Raw genomic sequence first — 19213 nt, forward strand, 5'->3', positions numbered from 1 at the left:
TGATTTGGCCGGGCGGTGAGGCCCGGCCTTTTTTGGCGCAAAGATCATTTGTCTTACCGTATCTCTATAGGGGGAGTTGTAGGCGGTAGGGCAGTGAAGCAGCACCGGCGGCGGTGGCGTCGTCGGGTAACAACAATAAAACCACAACCCAGGAGTATTCGATGAGAGTACCAAGCACACTGATGGCCACCTCCATGGCCGCGTTGCTCGGCAGCCTGATGACTGGCTGCAGTGACGAAGGCAGTAAAAAAGAGCTGGTGGAATTGAGCCCTATCGTGGCGGAAGATCCCGATCCGATCATTCCATCGCCGGACCCGCAACCAGAGCCTGAGCCAGAGCCCGAGCCGGAGCCTGAACCCGAACCGGAGCCCGAACCAGAGCCTGAACCCAGCGCTTTTACCTGCCCGGAAACCGGCCTGTATTTCTGTGACGATTTCGAAGACGGCGAATTCGCCAGCAGCTGGGATGCGGTAATCGACGGTTACGGCCTCGCCGATCCCGGTGTCTTCGATATTCTCGACGAGGGTGAAAAAGGAAAGTCCCTGCGTTTTACCGCCGGTACCCGCGGTGAAAACCTGAGCGATGGCGAGCTGATCCTGGTCAAGGAAGGCGCCTTCGGCAGTGTGCCTGCGGACTATTTTGTCGAGTACCGTATTCGTCCCCGCGCCAACGGCAACACCGGTAACAAATACCTGTATAGCATCGGCCGCTACCAGGGCCCACTGCAGTGGTATTTCGGCGGCCTGAATATGCAGAACAGCAGCGAGTCCACCCAGGTGGAGGCGGGCTATGCCAACGGCAGTTCCGTCAGCCGCGAAGTGCAGGCGAAAAAACCGCTGTTGCTGGGTGAGCAGGACGGCACCGATGGCAGCTGGTACACCGTGCGCTATGACATGGTCGGCAGCAATGTCACCGTATATCTCGACGGCGAAGAGCTGGGTACCTATTCCGACGCGGACAACCAGTACAGTACCGCCGGTCGTATCGGCTTCTTTACCTACAACCGCTCTTTTGAAGTGGACTACGTAAAAGTCGGCGATCCCGCAGTGAAGCCGGTACAGCTGACCATCGACTATACGGAACCTACCTGGGCCGCCACCGCCGGTGATCCCGCGTTGGAAATCAATGTGGTCGCGATGCAGAGCGACGGTGTCACTGCCGATTCGTTTAATGTCGTTTCCAGTGATAGCAGTGTGGCCGCGGTGGAAGTCACCGATAATCTGGTGAAAGTGATTCCGCTGGCGGAAGGCGCCGCGGAAATTACCTTTATCAGCGGTTCTGACAGTAGCCTGCAGCGCAGCATCAGCGTGGAACTGGCCAAGGCCTTTGCCATGCCGACTGCGACCTACGGAGACATTGGTGCACTGGTGACCCCGCTGCCCGGTGCCACCGGCGAGTATGAAGATACCCGCCTGAGTATCACCTTCGACAATGCGCCCTCCCTGAACGAAGCCGTTGGCTCGGTGCGTATTTTCCGTGCCGACGACAACACCGAAGTAGACGCCATTCGCGCCGGCGGTGAAACCGATACCCTCGGTTACAACGGCCAAGCGCAAACCCGCGTTCTGAACGCCACGCCTTTCCATATCGATGGCAATACTCTGACCATCGCGCCGCACACCGATGTGCTGGAAGCCGGAGTGGAATACTTTGTCGCTATCAGTTCCGACCTGGTGCAGGGCGCCAAGCTGAACGGCAGTGATTTTGTCGGCATCGGTAAAGACGCCGGCTGGACCTTCACCACCCGCGCGGCACTGCCCATGGGTGCCGACGTGACCGTGGATGACGACGGTGCTGCGGACTTCCGCACGGTGCAGGGTGCGCTCAACCATGTGATGGAAAATGTCGGCGCAGACGATGCCGCCAGTATTTCCATTGCCGCTGGTGATTACCGCGAACTGCTGTTCCTGTCCGGTAAAAACAACCTCACCATCAAGGGTGCCGGTGCGGATCAGACCCGTATTCACTATGCCAACTACGAGGCACTGAACGGTGGCTCTGAAGGCCGCGGTCTGTTCCTGGTGAAGGGTGGTGACATGCTCACCCTCGAAGACCTCACCATCGAAAATACCCACCGCCGCACCGGTGGTGGCGACCAGGCGGAAACCATTTACTTCAACAGTGAAGGTCGCCTGATTGCGCGCAACGCCGCGTTTATTTCCGAGCAGGACACCCTGTTACTGAAGGGCTACAACTGGTTCCACAACTCACTGGTTGCGGGCAACGTGGACTTTATCTGGGGTTACAGCACCGCTACCGTGTTTGAAGACACCGAGATTCGCTCTCTGGGTGATTCCAAAAGCACCGGGGCCACCAGCTCCGGCGGCTACCTGCTGCAGGCGCGCACCCCGGATCCCGCCGCCCCCGGTTTTGTCTTCCTGAATGCAAAACTGACCCAGGGCGCGGGTCCCACCGGTGTCACCATCGAGCCGGGCACCACCCACCTGGCGCGCAGTGGTGGTAGCAGCAGCTATTACGACAACGTCACCTTCATCAACACCGCCATGGACACCCACGTTGCTGATATCGGTTGGGCATACGAGGGCATCAACGGCCAGCCCGCACCCAACCCGGTTACCGCATCGGCAACTGGCGGATGGCGTGAATACGGCAGCACCGACCTGGCCGGCAGCCCCCTGGACCTGTCCAAGCGTTGCGACGGCAATGGCAGCTGTTACGAGTTGAGTGCAGAAGAAGTGGCCGCGAGCTTCTGCTCCCGCGCGCAGATTTTTGCCAGCTGGAACAGTGGCGAAGGTTGGGACCCCTATCCGGAAGACACCAGCGACGATCACTGTATGAAGGGCGCGGGTGCTGCTGAGGGAATCTGGCGCGCAACCGATGTGAAGCTTGGCGGTACCACCACTGGTATTTCCGGCAGCATCGACGCGGAGACCGAAGACAGCGTCACCTTCACCGTCGAAGGTGGCAAATTCGAAACCCGCAAATTTGCTTTCTTTATGGCTTCAAAAGAGGTCACCGGTGATTTCGTGCTTACCGCAAAGGTGAAATCCGTTGGCGCATTGCGGGAGAGTTCCTCCTACCAGTTCCAGGCGGGCCTGATGCTGTGTGAGTGCGACGCTACCAGTGCCACCAGCAGTCCGTTGGCGCATATCGGTATCAACGATATCACCGCGGATGAAGCGGTTGATCTGGTGGCCAGCTACGGCCACGTCACTGCGGATGATGCAGGTTGGGGCAAAACCGGTGATACGCCGGTTACTCCCGGCGATTCGCTCTACTACAAGCTGGAGCGCTCCGGCCAGTCCTACTCCGTTTCCTATTCCGCGGACGGCGGCGTTACCTACACCGGCATTGGCGGTAGCAGTTTTACCGACCTGGCGGACACCGTAAATGTCGGTATGTACGCGGCGCCCAACGGCAGCGGTGCACAAACCTTTGTGTTTGAAGATATCCAGCTGGTCCAGTAACCAACTGGAAAAATAAACCGTCAATAAAAGGCCCCGCGTACTGCGCGGGGCTGATTTTTCAGGATGTACATTATGCAACAGTCCTTGCGTTCACTACTGGCCCTGGCACTCTGCGCCAGCCTTACCGCCTGTGGGGGTGGTGGCGGCAGCGACGGTGGTAATTCCTCCGGCAGTTCGTCGAGCAGTTCCAGCAGTTCTTCATCGAGCTCCTCCAGTTCTTCTTCCAGTTCCTCAAGCTCGTCCAGTAGCTCGTCTTCTAGTTCGTCGAGCAGTGGCTCGTCCAGCAGTTCGGGTTCGAGTAGCTCGGGTTCCAGCAGCTCAAGTTCCGGTTCGTCTGGTGGCAGCGCCGATGGCGGTTTTGCCGGTTACCAGTACAACCTCACTGGCGGTGCCGGCGGCCTGGTGTACACCGTCAACAACGGTGCCGACCTGCAGGACAAGCTGGATGCAGCCAAAGATGCGAGCCAGCCGGTGACCATCTATATCGATGGCACCATTACCGATTTCAACACCGGTACCGGCGCCAGTATCCAGATCAAGGATATGGATAACGTGTCGCTGATTGGTGTGGGCGAAAACGGCGAGTTTGACGGTATCGGCCTGTCCATCCGTCGCGCCAACAACATCATCGTGCAGAACCTGCTGTTCCATGAAGCCTGGCCCGGACAGGAAAAAGATGCGATCAGTATCGAGGGCGATGACGACGGCTCTACCACCGGCCATATCTGGATCGACCACTGCGAACTTTACAGCTCGCTGACTGTAGACAAGGACTACTACGATGGCCTGATCGATTCCAAAAGCGGTGCCCGCTACATCACCCTGTCGTACAACTATCTGCACGACTCGTGGAAAACCTCACTGCACGGCCACACGGAAAACGACACCAACCCGGATACCGATCGCCTAGTGACATTCCACCACAACCGCTTTGAAAACCTGGAATCCCGCGTGCCCCTGTACCGCCACGGCAAGGGCCACGTGTACAACAACTACTACAACAATATCCGTTCCACCGCGATCAACAGCCGCGCCGGTGCGGAAATGCTGATCGAACACAATGTGTTTGAAAACACCCAGAACCCGGTGGTGTCTTTCTATTCCGACGTGGTGGGTTACTGGAACCTGAACGGCAATGTGTTTGGCAGCGGCGTCACCTGGACCAGTGGCGGCGGCACCGACATCACCGCACAAAATGGTGAGTCCACCTCCGACTACACCGTGCCCTACGAGTACACCCTGGATTCCACCGACGGCCTGAAGGAATACATCATCGCCAACGCCGGTCGCGGCAAGCTGGATCAGTCCGATCTGGAAATTCCCGACCCGGTGACTCCGGTAGATGAAGTGCCGGTGGAAGAGGAGCCCACTATTGAAGATGTGGCGCTGCCCTACAGCGAAAACTTTGCGACTGATACCGCGACTTTCTTTACTAACAGCTATCGCGAACTGACCGGCGCACCCGGCAGCGGCACACCCATGTACCACAAGGTCACCGGTACCGCAGAAATCCAGAGCGGCGCTCTCAGCCTGACCGGTAGCCGCGTATCCATTGGCAACAGCACACCGGACGTCAGCACCACCAGTGGCGATGGCAACACCGGCGTGTTCGACCTGAGTGTGCCCTGGCAGATTACCTTTACCGTAGTCAGCGTGGGCGGCGATACCAGTCGCAACTTCCAGCTCTATGTGGATAACAACACACCATCCAGCGGTAACTCCATCTGGGGCAGCGCTTCCAAGTTCCATCAGGTGCTGCTGACCGATCTGGTGGCGGGCGAGACTTATACGGTCACAGGCCTGACCGCCAGTGCCAATTCGTTCGTGACCCTGAGAACCGAAAGTGGTGCCACAGTAGTGGTCGATGACATCTCCATTGAGGCGGCGCCCTGAAATAGCGCCCTCGGTCAGCCAGGACAAATAGTGGTCTGGCCGATTTTGTTCAGAAAAGCACCGCTTACGGCGGTGCTTTTTTGCACGTGGTTACCGGTATTTTTGTAGTTTAACTACATGAATATGGCTTTTTGCCCACTATTTGTGCGGCAAAGAGCGAAATCCCGCCTGTCTGACACAAGTCACAAATAACTTCATTACCAATTGGTACAAACGGTTGTATATGCCTAACCAATCTGGTTAGATTGCCAAACCAATAAGTATTAAAGCTGGGCCTGGATGGTTACCGAGCACGTAAAGTGCAGCATCCAGGAGACGTATCCAGGCTCATAAAAATAATGACTAACAATGAGAGAGAAGGGGTGAGCATGAAACCTTTACCTTGGGCAAAGTCCGCACTCGCGCTGTGCATTATGGGGACGCTGACCGCCTGTGGCGGCGGTGGCACTGATGAGAACAACCAGGGAGATGTGGTTACCACGCCGCCCCCGGTTTCCAGCAGTTCCTCCGGTGGTTCTTCCAGCAGCTCTTCCAGTGGTGGTTCCGGCGGCGGCGCCGAAGGTCCCATCCTTTCCGAAAACTTCGGTGACGACCTGTTCGTCAACTTCGACGAAGCCGATACCCAGTTCTTCTTCAGCCAGGAATACAAAGCCCTGGCCACCAACAATGCCGAAGATGCCTGGCCGTCTTTCTTCTACCCCACCTGCTGTTTCTTCCTGAATGACAACCCCGCAGATGGCATAGAAGTTTCACTGGACCAGCTGGGTATTGTCAGCGACGCCGGCAACCCGGCCATGCTGCTGAACACCGGCCGTTTCAGTGCCGGTCAGACCCGCCTCAGCATCGATGACTCCGATCCGAAAAAAGACACCACCACCTCTGACGATGTAACCACCTGGGGTGAGCTGGATCTGAGCAGTCCTTACCGAATTTCTTTCTGTGTGAAAGATGCTTCCGGTACCCGCAACATGCAGGTGTATGTGGATAACAACACCTCCGGTGAAGCCAACTCCGTATGGGGCGGCGGCGGTTCCGGTTCGCGTATCTTCAACGTGCCCGCAGCAGACCTGATCCCGGGCAAGCGTGTGCAGATCAATGTACCCGGCGATATCGCCTACGAGCTGGGCGGCGAAGTGAAAGACGTGCGCCCGGCGCAAGTGGGTAGCGCGACTTCTTTCCTGCAGTTCCGCGTGGAAGGCGGCAGCTCGATTATTTTCGATGACCTGCTGGTAGAGCGTCAGGAAGACGACGGCCAGGCAGACCTGCCGGCCTGTACCGTATTCCAGCCGGCTACCGCGCCGGAAGCACCGGAAGCCCCGAGTCTGTTCGCTTCTGATGCGCAAATGTCCGTGAGCTGGGCCTCCTCTGTGGGTGCTACCGCTTACGATGTGGCTTACAACACCAGCGACGATGTAAACACCGCGATGCTGGTTGAAGGCCTCACCGAAACCACCACCACCCTGACCGAGCTGACCAACGGCAGCACTTACCATGTGTGGGTGCGCGCGGTGAATAACGTCGGTGCCGGCGACTGGAGTGAAGCGACCACCGCAATGCCGGAAGCACCGGTGGGCGACAGCTGTACCCCGACCACTTCCGTAGATCCGTCTGCAACCAACAGCATTATGTGGAATGTCTACGATGGCTGTGGACATCCGGGTGAACTGGGCTCCGTTGTAATCAACGGCAGTGAAGCCACCAGCTTCAGCTTCAGCGACGAAGAGTTGCCTTGGTTCGAAGTTAGCGACCTGGGTGTAATGACCATGGATACCCGGGAAGGTGATGACAATACCAAACCGGTTGGTGACCTGGACGGCGTGATTGCCGGCGATGCTACCACCTATCCCAAGCACTTCACCTTTATCGCCCGTATCGACACTTCGCTCGCGACCGCGCTCGACAGTGTGCGCGGTTTCGAGATTGAAACCCACCTGGGTGATGGTGGCGTTGCCGATCGCGGTCCCGCTCGCATCAAAACCATCCTGCGTCCGGACGGCAACAAGATCCAGTTGGACAAGTTCCTGTCTGACGATTCCACCGCGGAAGTCGACATGGATATGACCGATGGCTATCACATTTACCAGGTCAGCTTTGTGGTGAATGATCCTGCGACGGCCGGCGATGAATACATCACCACCAAGGTTTACCGCGATGGTGTAGAAGTCGGCAGCTTTACCGGTAACGGCCGCGATGGCGGTAACAGCGGTAGCCGTATGCGCATCGGTGAAGGTTCTGGTAGCCCGTTCTATGCCGACGTCGACTGGCTGGTATGGACCGACAGCGCCGCTGCCGCAAGCCTGACCCCGGCGGAGCTGGTGGGTGAACTGCCGGCGGGTATCGGAGAGCTGGACGTCTACGCCGGTGGCGATAGCAGTGCCGTGCTTGAAGAAAACTTCAACGGTGTTGGTCTGGTGGAAGATTCCGAGAGCGAAGACACCAACTTCTTCAGTGCCGAGTACCGCGGTCTGTCCAGCGATGGCAGCCTGCCCATGTTTAACGTCACCAGCGGCAGTTCTCGTATCAGTGTTTCAGGCGGCACCCTGTCGTTGCACGACGCACGCTTCTCCATCGGTGATGCGCTCCATCATACGGACGTGGATACCGCAGATACCGATACCACTGGTCGCGGCGATCTGGACCTGAGCAAGCCGTACATCATCAGCTTCGAAGTGGTGGAAAACCCCAACACCTCCGTGGAGACCGGCAAGTGCCAGGTGTATATCGACAACAACACCTCCAGCTCCAGCAAGTCCATGCATGCGGATGGCGGTTCCAAGCTGGTTGAGAAATACGCTTCCCAACTGGCGGATGGTGACAAGCCTACCGGCACCGTGACCTTCGCGAGCGATCCTGAAGTGCATGTCGGTACTGCCAACTCCTTCCTGCAGGTGCGCTGCGACAGCGGAACCCGGGACCTGCCGGTAGTGATCGATAACTTCAAGGTCAGCTACCAGTAATCGGCGTCACTCACAGGATGCATTGGTAAGGTGCGCCGCCGGCAAGAGAGCTGTCTGCCGGCGGCCAGAATAAAACATCGCAACGGCCACAACGGAAACGAGGCCGGAATAAAAACGATGGGAGAGTCAAAAATGGCTTATAAAAAACAGATTCTCGCCGTGGCTATCGCCATGGCTGCTTCCTCAAGCCTGGTGGCACAGGAAGCGGAAAAAGAGCAGCAGGAAGATTCCAGCTTTGCGGTTGAAGAAGTCTATGTAGAAGGTGTGCGCAGTGCAGACCTGAATGCCCGCGCCGCCGAGCGCGACAAGGACAACTTCAGCTCCATTGTTACCCAGGACGACGCGGGTAACTTCTCCGACCAGAACGTGGCGGAGCTGCTGCAGCGCATGCCGGGTATCACCCTGCAGAAAAGCGAAGGTGAAGGTAAGTTCGTCAACCTGCGCGGCCTCGGCGCCGGCATGGTGAGCGTGCGTATGGACGGCGGCGCCATGGCGAACGCCGGCGGCGGTACCAACGAAACCCTGGAAGACCGCGCCTTCTCCCTCGACAGCCTGCCGTCCGACGTACTGCAGTCCATCGAGGTCAACAAGTCCCTGACCCCGGACATGGAGCTGGATGCCATCGGTGGCTCCATCAACGTGAGAACCCTGTCGGCACTGGACCGCGGCAAAAACAGCCTGAAATTCCGTGCGCAGAACTATTACCAGGATCAGGTAGAAGCGGATTCCCCCAAGGTGACCCTGCAGGGCACCAACCTGTTCCTGAACGACACCATCGGTGTGGCCTACACCGGCTCCTGGGAAAAGCGTAAAACCCGCGGCTTCCAGACCAAGCATCACGCCGACACCCTGCCGCAGTATGTGGACCTGGGCAGCGACCAGATGCTGATCCCGTGGGAATTCACCAACTACGAAGAAAACGCCGAGCGTGAGCGTATCGCGGGCCTGCTGAACCTGGAATACGCGCCCAATGACAACAGCCGTTATCACCTGAAGCTGAACCACACCAGCTACTCCGATAACGATATCGCCATGCGCGAGTACTATCGCTTCAACTGGGCCAACGGCGACGAAGACCTGGCGTTTATCGATAAAGAAAACCAGGTGTTTGGCGGCAGCAGTGTCGACCTGCAGCAGCAGTTCTTTATCCAGGAATCCGAAGTCACCACCGATACCGTCTCCCTGGGTGGTGAAAACCGCTTCGGCGACGGCTGGGAAGTGGACTACGAGGTGGTTGCCTCCCGCAGTGAAAACGCCAAGCCCGACGGCCGCCGCGTACAGTTCCGCCTGCGTGAACTGAATGCCATCGGCAGCTACGGCGACGACTTCCTGAACGGCCAGCTGATCTCCGGCCCGCAGCTCACCGAGCTGGCGGAAACCGGCAGCATCACCACCGGTGCGGTATCCGGCCCCAACGGCTACCAGTACGGTAAGGTCAAGCAGCCGAACCTGAACTACGACAACCTGTTCCTGGAAGATGCCCTGCGCACCGACGAGGTAAACCAGTTCTCTTTCAACCTGCGTCACGACTGGGACGCCGGCATGGTCAACTATGTGAAGACCGGTGTGAAGGTGAACCAGCGCAGCCGCACCAACGACAAAAACCGTGCGAGTATCGTACCGTTTGACCGTGCCGTAGCCGGTTGTGCCGGCGACCTGGAATGTGTGTCCCTGGCCGGTGCCCGTCTCGGTGACTTCACCACTTACGTACCGCTCAACGGTAGCTTCGACCACGCGATGATTACCCGCGAGGACGCCGAGCGCCTGATCAACGGTACCCGCGCCATCGGTGACAACTACGACCCGGAGCAGCAGGAACTGGATTCCACCAAGCTCGACTATGAGCTGAGCGAAGATACCGCCGCGGCCTACCTGATGGCCGAAGTACAGGTACTGCCGGAAGCCACCCTGATTGCCGGTGCGCGTTACGCCTACACCGACTTCAGCTCCACCGGCTATATGGCACTGCGCAACGACCGCAACGAAGATACCCAGGGCCTGGAGTCTCTGGATATCGCGCTGCCGCTGGAAGAAACCGGCAATGACTATGGCCTGTTCCTCCCCGCGCTGCACTACCGTCACGAGCTGAGCGACAACCTGCTGGGCCGCGCGTCCATCTGGACCAGCTTCTCCCGCCCGGACTTCGGTAAGAGCCGTGCCTTCTTCGAAGTGACCGACCGCGTTGTCTTCTGTAACACCGATCCGGATTACACCGGTGAAGAAGTCTGCTCCGACGACCCGAATGCCATCGGTGCCTCTCGCGGCGGCGACCTGGCATACCAGGCCGAGTTCTTCGAAATGTCGGCGGACAACACCGTGCGAATCGGTAACCCGGGCCTGGATCCCATGCGCGCAACCAACCTGGACCTGTCTCTGAGCTATTACGGCGAGAGCACCTTCCTGGAAGGCGCACTCTTCTATAAAGACATCCAGGACTTCATCGTCGACGCCAATGGCGTGAAGTTGAATATCGGAAGCGACCTGTCCTTCGTACTGCCGACAGACCAGGTCACCATGTTCAATATCCCCGGTGACACCACCCTGACCAACGTCAATACCTACCTGAACGGTGAATCCGCCAAGGTATACGGTCTGGAGTTGAGCGCCAGCCACTACTTTGATGGCCAGTGGGAAAACCACGACATCGGTCGCTACCTGGACAACATCTTCATTCAGTCCAACCTGACCCTGCAGACCAGTGACGGTAACGTCGGTGACTCCGTACGCGTTGGCTCCATCCAATTGCCGGAAACTGCCGATACCGCCGCCAACCTGACCCTGGGTTGGGAGAACGACGACTTCTCCGTGCGCTTCATCGCCAACTACACCAGTGAAATCCTGAAGCGTATCGGCGGTTGTACCGCGGATGATATCGCTGCAGACAACGAGCTGGGCTACGCGGCTAACTGTCGCGCCTGGGCGGATATGTACCAGGACGAGTCCCTGACCTTTGATGTGAAGGCGACTTACCGTATTGCCGATGGCATCCGCGCTTACTTCGATGCCGTGAACCTGTCCGACAACGTCGATCAGCAGTTCTTCTCCGGCAACGCGGATTCCGGTGGTCACATCCTCTACAACGTGGAAGCTTACGGTCCCTCCTACCAGTTGGGCCTGACCGTCGACTTCTAAGGTTGTATTCAAGTTTTGCCATTGTTGCCCCGCTCTGCGGGGCTTTTTTCGCTTTGGGGTACCGGAAATAGCCGGGCACCAGTTCCATAAAACCCGGTTCCCAACTCATCGGCGGGACGTGATGTGTTTTTGTAGTGGAGGTTTCTATGCTCAGTAAACAATTATTACCACTGGTGGCGGTTGCGCTTTCAACAGTGTTGACGGCCTGTGGTGGTGGCTCCGGTGGTTCCAGTGGTGGAGGTTCCTCAAGCTCCTCTTCCAGTTCTTCCTCCAGCTCCTCGTCCAGTAGCTCGTCTAGTAGTTCCAGCTCATCCAGCAGTTCCTCGAGCAGTTCTTCCTCCGGTGCTGGTAGTTCAAGTTCCTCCAGCAGCTCATCCGGTGGCAGCTCCAGCTCCTCCTCCAGTGGCGGGAGTGCGGGCATCTCCGCCGCCTGTGAACAGCTGGCGAGCGATCCCGCAGTTAACTGGCGCGATTCTGCCGAACTGGATAGCGACCAGAAAATTATCGAGTGCCTCGCCAAAACCCTGGGCACCGCCGTAGGCTACGGTGAAAATGCCACCGGCGGTTACGACTCCGCAGGCAATAGCCAACTGGTGGTGATCCAGAAAAACCAATCCAAATCCGTCGAGCAGCAGATTTACGATGCCGTGAGCAGCGATGCCTACAACTGGATCGTATTTGACAAACTGGACTTTGCCGAAGAAACGGAAGTGTCCTTCCACCGTCTCTACTGCAATCGCGACACGGTGCAAACCGCAATAGAAGGCACGGAAGCCCAGTGCCTGAACTACACCCAGTGGTGTGCCGACAAAGGCATTGATGGCGAGCAGGCCTGCCTGACCGAATTTTTCAACGTGGCGCTGAACAAAAGTCTGCCGATCGGAAACACCAGTGTGGGTTCCAACACCACCCTGGATGGCCGCCAGGCCAACGCCTACTTCCGCTTCAATGGTTTTGAAATCAAGGGTGAAGAAAATGTGATCCTCACCAACATCGACTTCCGCGGCGCCGGCCACACCGAAGACCACGAGGCGGACCCGGATATGATCCGCAGCGACGCCTCCCACGATATCTGGATTCACAAAAACAGCTTCAACTACACCGGCGATTCCGCGTTTGATGTGAAGCAGGGTGCCTCCGGCATCACCATGTCATTCAACCGCCTGGTCGACGTGAAGCGCGCGAGCCTGCACGGCTCCAGCGACGATCGTACGGTGAACGAAAACATCACCACCACCATGCACCACAATGCGTTTATCACTACCGACGCCAACTACAGCGCCTTCAGCGGCACCGCCCGCCGCGTACCGCTGATCCGTCGCGGCAAAACCCATATGTTCAACAACGTCTTCATGAATTACCGCAAAGACGTATTCAGCGCGCGCGTCGGCGCCCAGGTACTCTGGGACAGCAACGCCCTGTTGATGAACAGCAGCCACGGCGTATCCGTAACCACCCTCGCCAACGAACTGGCCCGCGACAACTACAGCAGCGACAACACCAGCAACCAGAGCAACTTCCGCTCCGAAGGCTCTCACGTATGGCTGGCCGATGCCGCCTGCACCCTGAACGAATCGTCCACCGCAGAAATCAGCAACAACTGGGGCACCGTCGAAGACCTGAGCGCAGGTTACTCCGCCGACTCACAGGCAGCCATCAGCGCGCAGAAAACCAATGCCGGCCAGGAACTGGTCGACTACGTACTCTCCACCGCCGGTGTTGACGGCGAACGGCCATTCAATTCACCTCTGGGGATGGCGCAGTCTTATGTGCTGGACCTGAACAAAGCGGTCTGCCAATAGCAGATTGATGATTTGGCAAGATGAAAACGACGCCGGGCCAGTCCCGGCGTTTTTATGTCTAGATATGGATATATTACCTGGAATACAGCCTTTCCAGATCTGGACATAATGCCCAGATATACACATATTCTTCCAGATATGGGCATAATGGCTAGATATGGAGCTATTGAATAAACTATTAACTGCTTATGAGTATCGATCAAGAAAAGTATAAAAATTTAGGTTTTAATAAGTATCTAATCGGTCATTTAGCTAATTATCGGTCTGAACATGTCCTCGGTTATCGCTGTGAACCACCGTACAACATTCTAGGATCGCCACTTAGCGGAAGAAACATATTTCCACTATGGGAGCGGGGAATTACCGCAGTCTATTTCAACTATGATTCAAAAAAATTTGAAGTCTGTAGCCTGGAAGACATTGATGACATCTGGCTGAGTGTGGACTCAGCACAAGGGATTCTCGCGTATCTGTTACTTCAGCTAATGGAAGATGAGCATTCGGATCAAGAAATATCACTTGTTGGAAAGTTGATCGGCTTCACATATATTAATGAACTTTTAAAAGGTGCTAACCAAGCTGAAGATTACTGTAGTTGGAGCGAAGGGTTCCCCCAACAATGCAGTTAACAAGGCGCTGCAAAGGGACGGCTTACCTTATGCACCTTTTGCGCAGTCGCTACGCTCCTATTTTTGCGCAAAATGCACATAAGGTAAGCCGCCCCTGAGCGCGGCGTTATGAATGTCAGGAGTTTAAGTGAGAGCAGTACTGATAATTTTGTTAATTTTTTCTACTCCGGTTCTATCTAAGGAAGCGTGTGATTTGGGCTCAATAGGCTTGGATCAGGATTCGCCACTAGCGGAACAGCTCTTTTATACCGGAACTTGCCACTTCAGAAACAAAGATTATGATCGATCAGTCGAAAACTGGTCGAAGCTAACTTCTCTTGAAAACGTCGCTCCTGAATATGAAGAGTTGCAAATAGATGTTCTCAACAATCTCGGGTACATGAAATTCTTCGGTTATGGAACTGAAAAAGACCAGTGGGCAGCAATTGAATATTGGAAGCAAGCAATTCTAATGGGTCACGAGGAAGCAGAGTACCATCTGTGCCATGCGTATGCTGACCACAATGAACCTACCTATACTCTGGCTCGTGCTCGAAAGCACTGTAAAAAGGCGTTGCTTATATACAATGGAATGGAAAAGCCAGATTTGGAGATCCTTGACGATATTAAGTTCTACTTGGCGCGACTAGATGGCGCCAATTCATAACACTGCAATGCAGTCGCGACTGATTGTGGCGTTAGATTTCATTGTCATCAAAAAAAGGAAAAGGTATGAAAATTAGAACAATAATGGTTCTCCTTATTATGGCGCTTTCTTCTGCCGTGATTGCAAAAGAAGGTGAGAAAAGCGCTAGTCAAGAAATCAGTGACGTGATTGAAGCTTTTCGCTTGTCGATAATAGAAAAGGATGAAGAGAAGTTTCATGATCTTTTCTATGATAAATCAATCCCATGGATAAGCGTCGTCCCGGATAAAAGAACAGGGTCGTTGCCGAGCCAACTTGGTGTTCAGCCTGGTTCGTATTTGCAATTTATTTCCTGGATTGTTTCAACTAAAGAAAAAACAGAAGAAAAATTTTGGGATGTTGAAATTATAACTGATAAAGAAATTGCTTCAGTTCATTTTAAATATAGCTTCCATATTGATGATTACAAAAGTAACTGGGGTGACGAAGCCTGGCACTTGCTGAAAACTGCGGACGGCTGGAAAATTAGCTCTGTCATTTACTCTTACACAAGAAACCCCGTGCCAAAGCCGAAGAAAATCTAACAAGGCGAGGCATTTTGTTCCGGCCCTGCGGGCCTCCACCGGGCAGCTTACTTTGTGTGCTTTATGCGCGGGTCGCTTCGCCCCCAGTTTCGCGCAAAATGCGCACAAAGTAAGCCGCCCCTGCTGTGGGCGTTATGGGTATTACATGAAAAAAGCAATTTTTGTATTACTGGCTCTCATTAGTTTTAGTTCAGCGGCGAATGAACTTGAAGTTTCTACTGCCAATATTACGTGTGTCGGTCATAGTCAAAATGGATTATACGAATACCGTGTCGGATTAGTTCTAAAAAACAATTCGGACAAAGAACTTACATTGATTTCAACGTCCCAAGGTGCTTCAAAGCATTATGATGATCCAACTGTACCTACAGTACTGATTGGCAACGTCAGTGAGCTTAAGATCGACGGCGTATTAATTGTGCCTGATAGTGCGGAACTTGGTTTAGTAACCATTCAGCCTACAGAGGGAGCACAGGTATATGAAATATATAAATCTAGGTCGCCTCTTGGTCAAAAGGCTAAATTGGGTTATCACGCCACATCCGCGTATGGTGGTAGATTTAATAATTGGCAGGGTGTAGTAACTTCAGGTGTGGAAGATATTACAAACTATGTGGCGTGCCAGCCATAACAAAGCGCTGCAAAGAGATGGCTTGCTTTGTGCACTTTATGCGCGGTTGCTTCGCTCCCATTGTCGCGCATAAAGCGCCCAAAATTGTCCGCGGCTGAGCGCGGCGAATGGATCTTTAGCATGAAGTCAACCCTTCTAGCCTTTTCACTGTTCTTTTCCATCAGCTCCCAGGCTTCATGCGTGGTACTTTTGCATGGCCTCGCTAGGTCACCTAGTTCGATGGAAAAATTGGAAGAATCCCTTTCAAAAGAAGGCTTCATCCCAATAAACCGAGGTTACTCTTCACGAGAATATCCAATAGAGCAGCTGGCTGATTTGGCAATCACTCCTGCTATCGAAAAATGCCCGGAAGGCACGACAGTAAACTTTGTGACCCATTCGCTCGGCGGGATTCTCGTGCGGCAATACCTCAGCAACCACACGATCGAAAATTTGGGTAGAGTGGTTATGCTTGGCCCACCTAATAAAGGTAGCGAGGTTGTCGATAAGCTTAGGGAGGTTCCTGGCTTTCACTTTATAAATGGCGACGCAGGCATGCAGCTTGGCACTGGAGAGCTAAGCATTCCAAACACACTAGGCAAAGCCAATTTTGATGTTGGCATCGTTGCCGGAACACGCAGTATCAACTTGATATTATCGGCTCTTATACCAAGCACGGATGACGGAAAGGTTTCTATCGAAAGTACGAAGCTAGAAGGGATGAAAGACCATATTACAATGCCAGTCACACACCCATTTATGATGAAGAACGATAGAGTCATAGATCAGGTGGTTAACTATTTAAAAAATGGTCATTTCGAGCATGACAGTAATCCTTAGCAAATTGCTCAACTCACCTCCGGCCGTAAACGGCCTCCGCGGGACAAACTGCTGCGCAGTTTGCCCCTTAGCAAGGTGTTATGCGCTTTAGGTGCGTTCTGTGAATTTAAAAATAATCGCTATTTACACATGCTTTTCGATCGTGCTAGGAATTATTTCTGGTATTCCTTTCGGTTTCTGGGTGGCGCATGACGAGAAGATTATTGATTCTCCCATTTATTACTTATTAAATTATATGGCTGGATGTTTGGTAAGTTTTCTCGTTTACTATTTTTTATTCAAAGTGAGAATGGAGAGGCCTATTCTGCATGTTGTGATCGTCGGGGTATTGAGCTACGCATTAGCAGCCTTGGCTCTCTATGTAGTGGCGGGCGTGTTTTCTCCAGATCTATTTTTGTTTGTAGACTCATTGCTAATGGTTTTCACCATAGGTCTAGCGCGCCATATTTGTGAAGCGAGGGGAGAGTTCGGCGTTCGCGTATAAAAAGGCCGGGCAATTTGCTCCGGGCCTGCGCCCTTCCGCGGGGCAGCTTCCCTTTTGAACATTTTGTGCAGGTCGCTCCGCTCCCGTTTTTACGCAAAACGTGCAAAAAATAAGCTGACCCTGAGCGCGGCGTTACGTGTCCAAGTTACGGAGAATCGAGCATGGAAGTAAGAATAGTTTCCGTAGGTGATGCGGCTCAGCTTTCAAGATTCTACAAGGAGAATGAAGAGCATTTGCGTGCTTGGGAGCCTCGCAGGGATAGCGGTTATCATACTGTAGAGGCCTGGGAGCACCGATTAAAACAGTGCAGCTCTACTAAACACGACAATAGTTCGGTGCATTTCGTTTTAACCGAATCAGATTGCGATGAAATTATGGCCATTTGTACTCTCACAAATATTGTGAAAGGTTCATTCATGGCATGCAATATGGGTTATGCGGTAGCGCGTAAATATGAAGGCAAAGGCTTCATGAAAATCCTCTGCCAAAAAGCTTTAGATTATGCGTTTAAAGAGCTATCCCTAAATCGGGTTATGGCAAACTACATGCCGAGCAATCACCGGTCGGCGAAGTTGCTCAAGAGCCTCGGTTTCACTAAAGAGGGTGAGGCCAAGCGGTATCTTAGAATAAATGGGTGCTGGGAGGATCATGTTCTTACATCGCTCCTCAACCCCGGCAACACGTAACAAGGCCTGGCAGTTTGCTACGGGCCTTCGGCCCTCCGCGGGACAGCTTAGTTTGTACATATTTTGCGCGGGTTGCTACGCTCCCATTTTGGCGCAAAACGCGCACAAGGTAAGCTGCCCATGCTGGCGGCGTTATGGAAAATATGAAAATACTAATCGAGCCTGTTAGCTGGTTTAACGTCTCCCTATTCGTATTGATATTCGCTCTCGAATGGTGGGATGGCGGCTTTTCCTCCGCGACTTGGATGACTTCGTTTGTGCTGTATCTAGTTGCGGGGTTTAGAACGGCCGCATCCTTATCGCTTCAAGCTGTCAATCGCCCATTCCGGCCCAGTTTTTGGGATACAGTCTGTTTGGCTTACATCGTTTTTTTTATTCCTGTTGGAATCTTCGAATTAGGATGGGGGAGACCGAGTATATTATTGCTTACGCCTTTAATTTGCGGCTTCTTATTTTCGCTGATAGTACTTGTTGCAAGACGGATTCAGCAGAGGTAAAGCCACAACAATGCCAATCAGCGGACCTCCGTTCCGGGGTATTTTGAGCCTCCGCTACGGCCGCTGTTGGCGACGTTATACGAGTACATTAATCGAGATTCGGCATGGAAGATTGAATTATGCTTAAGAAATCTATAGAAAAATACTTGGAAGTACTCAAGCAATCTGGTTCTTCTGCAGCAGATACCTTAGATCAAGTTGACCCAAACTCAATACGAGAGGGGGTTCTATTTGACGAGGTTGATCTCACTGATGAACTTGTAAACTATTTTTCTATGGTCAATGGATATGACTACAAAAAATGTGATGATCTAGGAGTTGATAATCCTGATTTCGCATGGAGAATGTATGCTCTGTCTTGGAATCAGGCTCGGGATCAATATAGTGAGCTTTCTGGGATAGGTGGAGATGAAAATCCAGATTATTGGCCTAAAGGGTTTTTCCTATTTTGTATGATGGCTCTGGCGACTTTGTTTTAGTTAATTGTATATCTAATTCTATTACTTATGGCTCGCTATATGATTTAAGTGAAGGTGTTGGATGTAATCGTATTTCTGATTCAATATCTGAATTTCTCGATGCTTCAAGTGTTGAATTGGAAGAGAAGTTTCGAATATTTGAAAATGAAGAAATCTCACTTATTCCTGATGTAAGAGCACAGCTAGAGAAAGGAAGAAAGATCTTCGGAGAAACACCATACTTTTCGCGTATGGGTAAAATGGACACGCAGATCATAGATTGGAAATGAGAGAGCTGCATATCAAAGCGCTGCAACCGACCTCCGGCAACTCTTACTTTTTTTGCGGAGCAAAAAAGCGCCAGTTACCTACAGCGGCCGAGCGCGGCGTTAGAGTCCAGTGTTACCCACAGAAAGTAGACACCCTGTATAGTTAGGTTTCGGCCTAACACGGAGGTGTATCATGGGTAAGAAGAAGGTTGCGGCATATACGGAGGAGTTCCGCCGGGAGGCGGTTCGTCGTAGCGATCAGGAGGGCGTAACTGCCGCTGAGGTCGCGCGTGAGCTTGGGATTCATCCGGGCCAGATC

14 protein-coding genes are annotated in these 19213 nt (G+C 53.7%); all 14 read left to right on the forward strand.

Going from position 1 to position 19213, the window contains the following annotated elements; translation table 11 throughout:
- Window positions 1-161 precede the first annotated feature (161 nt).
- The 14 genes from M0G74_RS17010 to M0G74_RS17075 all read left to right on the forward strand — a co-directional run bounded on the left by M0G74_RS17010 (window position 162) and on the right by M0G74_RS17075 (window position 18915).
- Window positions 162-3428, forward strand: a complete 3267-nt coding sequence (locus tag M0G74_RS17010; protein WP_248219855.1) for a pectinesterase family protein — start codon at window positions 162-164, stop codon at window positions 3426-3428.
- A 72-nt stretch (window positions 3429-3500) separates the two neighbouring features.
- Window positions 3501-5321 carry a pectate lyase gene (locus M0G74_RS17015; RefSeq protein ID WP_248219857.1) on the forward strand — a complete coding sequence of 607 codons (1821 nt, stop codon included), beginning with the start codon at window positions 3501-3503 and terminating at the stop codon, window positions 5319-5321.
- A gap of 368 nt (window positions 5322-5689) precedes the next feature.
- Window positions 5690-8278, forward strand: coding sequence for a fibronectin type III domain-containing protein (locus M0G74_RS17020; RefSeq protein ID WP_248219859.1), 2589 nt, complete (start codon window positions 5690-5692; stop codon window positions 8276-8278).
- A gap of 132 nt (window positions 8279-8410) precedes the next feature.
- Complete coding sequence (locus M0G74_RS17025) at window positions 8411-11410, forward strand: TonB-dependent receptor (RefSeq protein WP_248219861.1); 3000 nt, start codon at window positions 8411-8413, stop codon at window positions 11408-11410.
- 146 nt (window positions 11411-11556) lie between these two features.
- Window positions 11557-13212, forward strand: a complete 1656-nt coding sequence (locus M0G74_RS17030; protein ID WP_248219863.1) for a pectate lyase — start codon at window positions 11557-11559, stop codon at window positions 13210-13212.
- A gap of 188 nt (window positions 13213-13400) precedes the next feature.
- Complete coding sequence (locus tag M0G74_RS17035; protein WP_248219865.1) at window positions 13401-13841, forward strand: hypothetical protein; 441 nt, start codon at window positions 13401-13403, stop codon at window positions 13839-13841.
- 127 nt (window positions 13842-13968) lie between these two features.
- Window positions 13969-14487, forward strand: a complete 519-nt coding sequence (locus M0G74_RS17040; protein ID WP_248219867.1) for a sel1 repeat family protein — start codon at window positions 13969-13971, stop codon at window positions 14485-14487.
- A 65-nt stretch (window positions 14488-14552) separates the two neighbouring features.
- Window positions 14553-15050, forward strand: coding sequence for a hypothetical protein (locus tag M0G74_RS17045; protein WP_248219869.1), 498 nt, complete (start codon window positions 14553-14555; stop codon window positions 15048-15050).
- Between the two features lie 145 nt (window positions 15051-15195).
- Window positions 15196-15681 carry a hypothetical protein gene (locus M0G74_RS17050; RefSeq protein WP_248219871.1) on the forward strand — a complete coding sequence of 162 codons (486 nt, stop codon included), beginning with the start codon at window positions 15196-15198 and terminating at the stop codon, window positions 15679-15681.
- A 219-nt stretch (window positions 15682-15900) separates the two neighbouring features.
- A complete protein-coding gene (locus M0G74_RS17055; protein WP_248219874.1) occupies window positions 15901-16500 on the forward strand; it encodes an alpha/beta hydrolase in 600 nt (199 codons plus the stop codon).
- A 100-nt stretch (window positions 16501-16600) separates the two neighbouring features.
- Entirely contained in the window at window positions 16601-16984 is a 384-nt protein-coding gene (locus M0G74_RS17060; RefSeq protein WP_248219876.1) for a hypothetical protein, read from the forward strand.
- Between the two features lie 161 nt (window positions 16985-17145).
- Window positions 17146-17670: a GNAT family N-acetyltransferase gene (locus M0G74_RS17065; RefSeq protein ID WP_248219878.1), complete on the forward strand. Its 525-nt coding sequence runs from the start codon at window positions 17146-17148 to the stop codon at window positions 17668-17670.
- A gap of 616 nt (window positions 17671-18286) precedes the next feature.
- On the forward strand, window positions 18287-18646 hold the full coding sequence (locus tag M0G74_RS17070) for a hypothetical protein (protein ID WP_248219879.1): 360 nt from the start codon (window positions 18287-18289) through the stop codon (window positions 18644-18646).
- Complete coding sequence (locus M0G74_RS17075) at window positions 18616-18915, forward strand: hypothetical protein (protein ID WP_248219881.1); 300 nt, start codon at window positions 18616-18618, stop codon at window positions 18913-18915. Before M0G74_RS17070 ends, M0G74_RS17075 begins: the two co-directional genes overlap by 31 nt.
- Window positions 18916-19213 lie beyond the last annotated feature (298 nt).

The organism is Microbulbifer sp. CAU 1566, assembly GCF_023156515.1.
In the GTDB taxonomy this organism is placed as follows: domain Bacteria; phylum Pseudomonadota; class Gammaproteobacteria; order Pseudomonadales; family Cellvibrionaceae; genus Microbulbifer.

Excerpts from the sequence above, each read along its gene's own strand:
- M0G74_RS17065 (WP_248219878.1), top strand. The coding sequence starts at position 17,146 with ATGGAAGTAAGAATAGTTTCCGTAGGTGATGCGGCTCAGCTTTCAAGA.
- M0G74_RS17010 (WP_248219855.1), top strand. The coding sequence starts at position 162 with ATGAGAGTACCAAGCACACTGATGGCCACCTCCATGGCCGCGTTGCTC.
- M0G74_RS17030 (WP_248219863.1), top strand. The coding sequence starts at position 11,557 with ATGCTCAGTAAACAATTATTACCACTGGTGGCGGTTGCGCTTTCAACA.
- M0G74_RS17055 (WP_248219874.1), top strand. The coding sequence starts at position 15,901 with ATGGAAAAATTGGAAGAATCCCTTTCAAAAGAAGGCTTCATCCCAATA.
- M0G74_RS17015 (WP_248219857.1), top strand. The coding sequence starts at position 3,501 with ATGCAACAGTCCTTGCGTTCACTACTGGCCCTGGCACTCTGCGCCAGC.
- M0G74_RS17050 (WP_248219871.1), top strand. The coding sequence starts at position 15,196 with ATGAAAAAAGCAATTTTTGTATTACTGGCTCTCATTAGTTTTAGTTCA.
- M0G74_RS17020 (WP_248219859.1), top strand. The coding sequence starts at position 5,690 with ATGAAACCTTTACCTTGGGCAAAGTCCGCACTCGCGCTGTGCATTATG.
- M0G74_RS17025 (WP_248219861.1), top strand. The coding sequence starts at position 8,411 with ATGGCTTATAAAAAACAGATTCTCGCCGTGGCTATCGCCATGGCTGCT.
- M0G74_RS17045 (WP_248219869.1), top strand. The coding sequence starts at position 14,553 with ATGAAAATTAGAACAATAATGGTTCTCCTTATTATGGCGCTTTCTTCT.
- M0G74_RS17070 (WP_248219879.1), top strand. The coding sequence starts at position 18,287 with ATGCTTAAGAAATCTATAGAAAAATACTTGGAAGTACTCAAGCAATCT.
- M0G74_RS17035 (WP_248219865.1), top strand. The coding sequence starts at position 13,401 with ATGAGTATCGATCAAGAAAAGTATAAAAATTTAGGTTTTAATAAGTAT.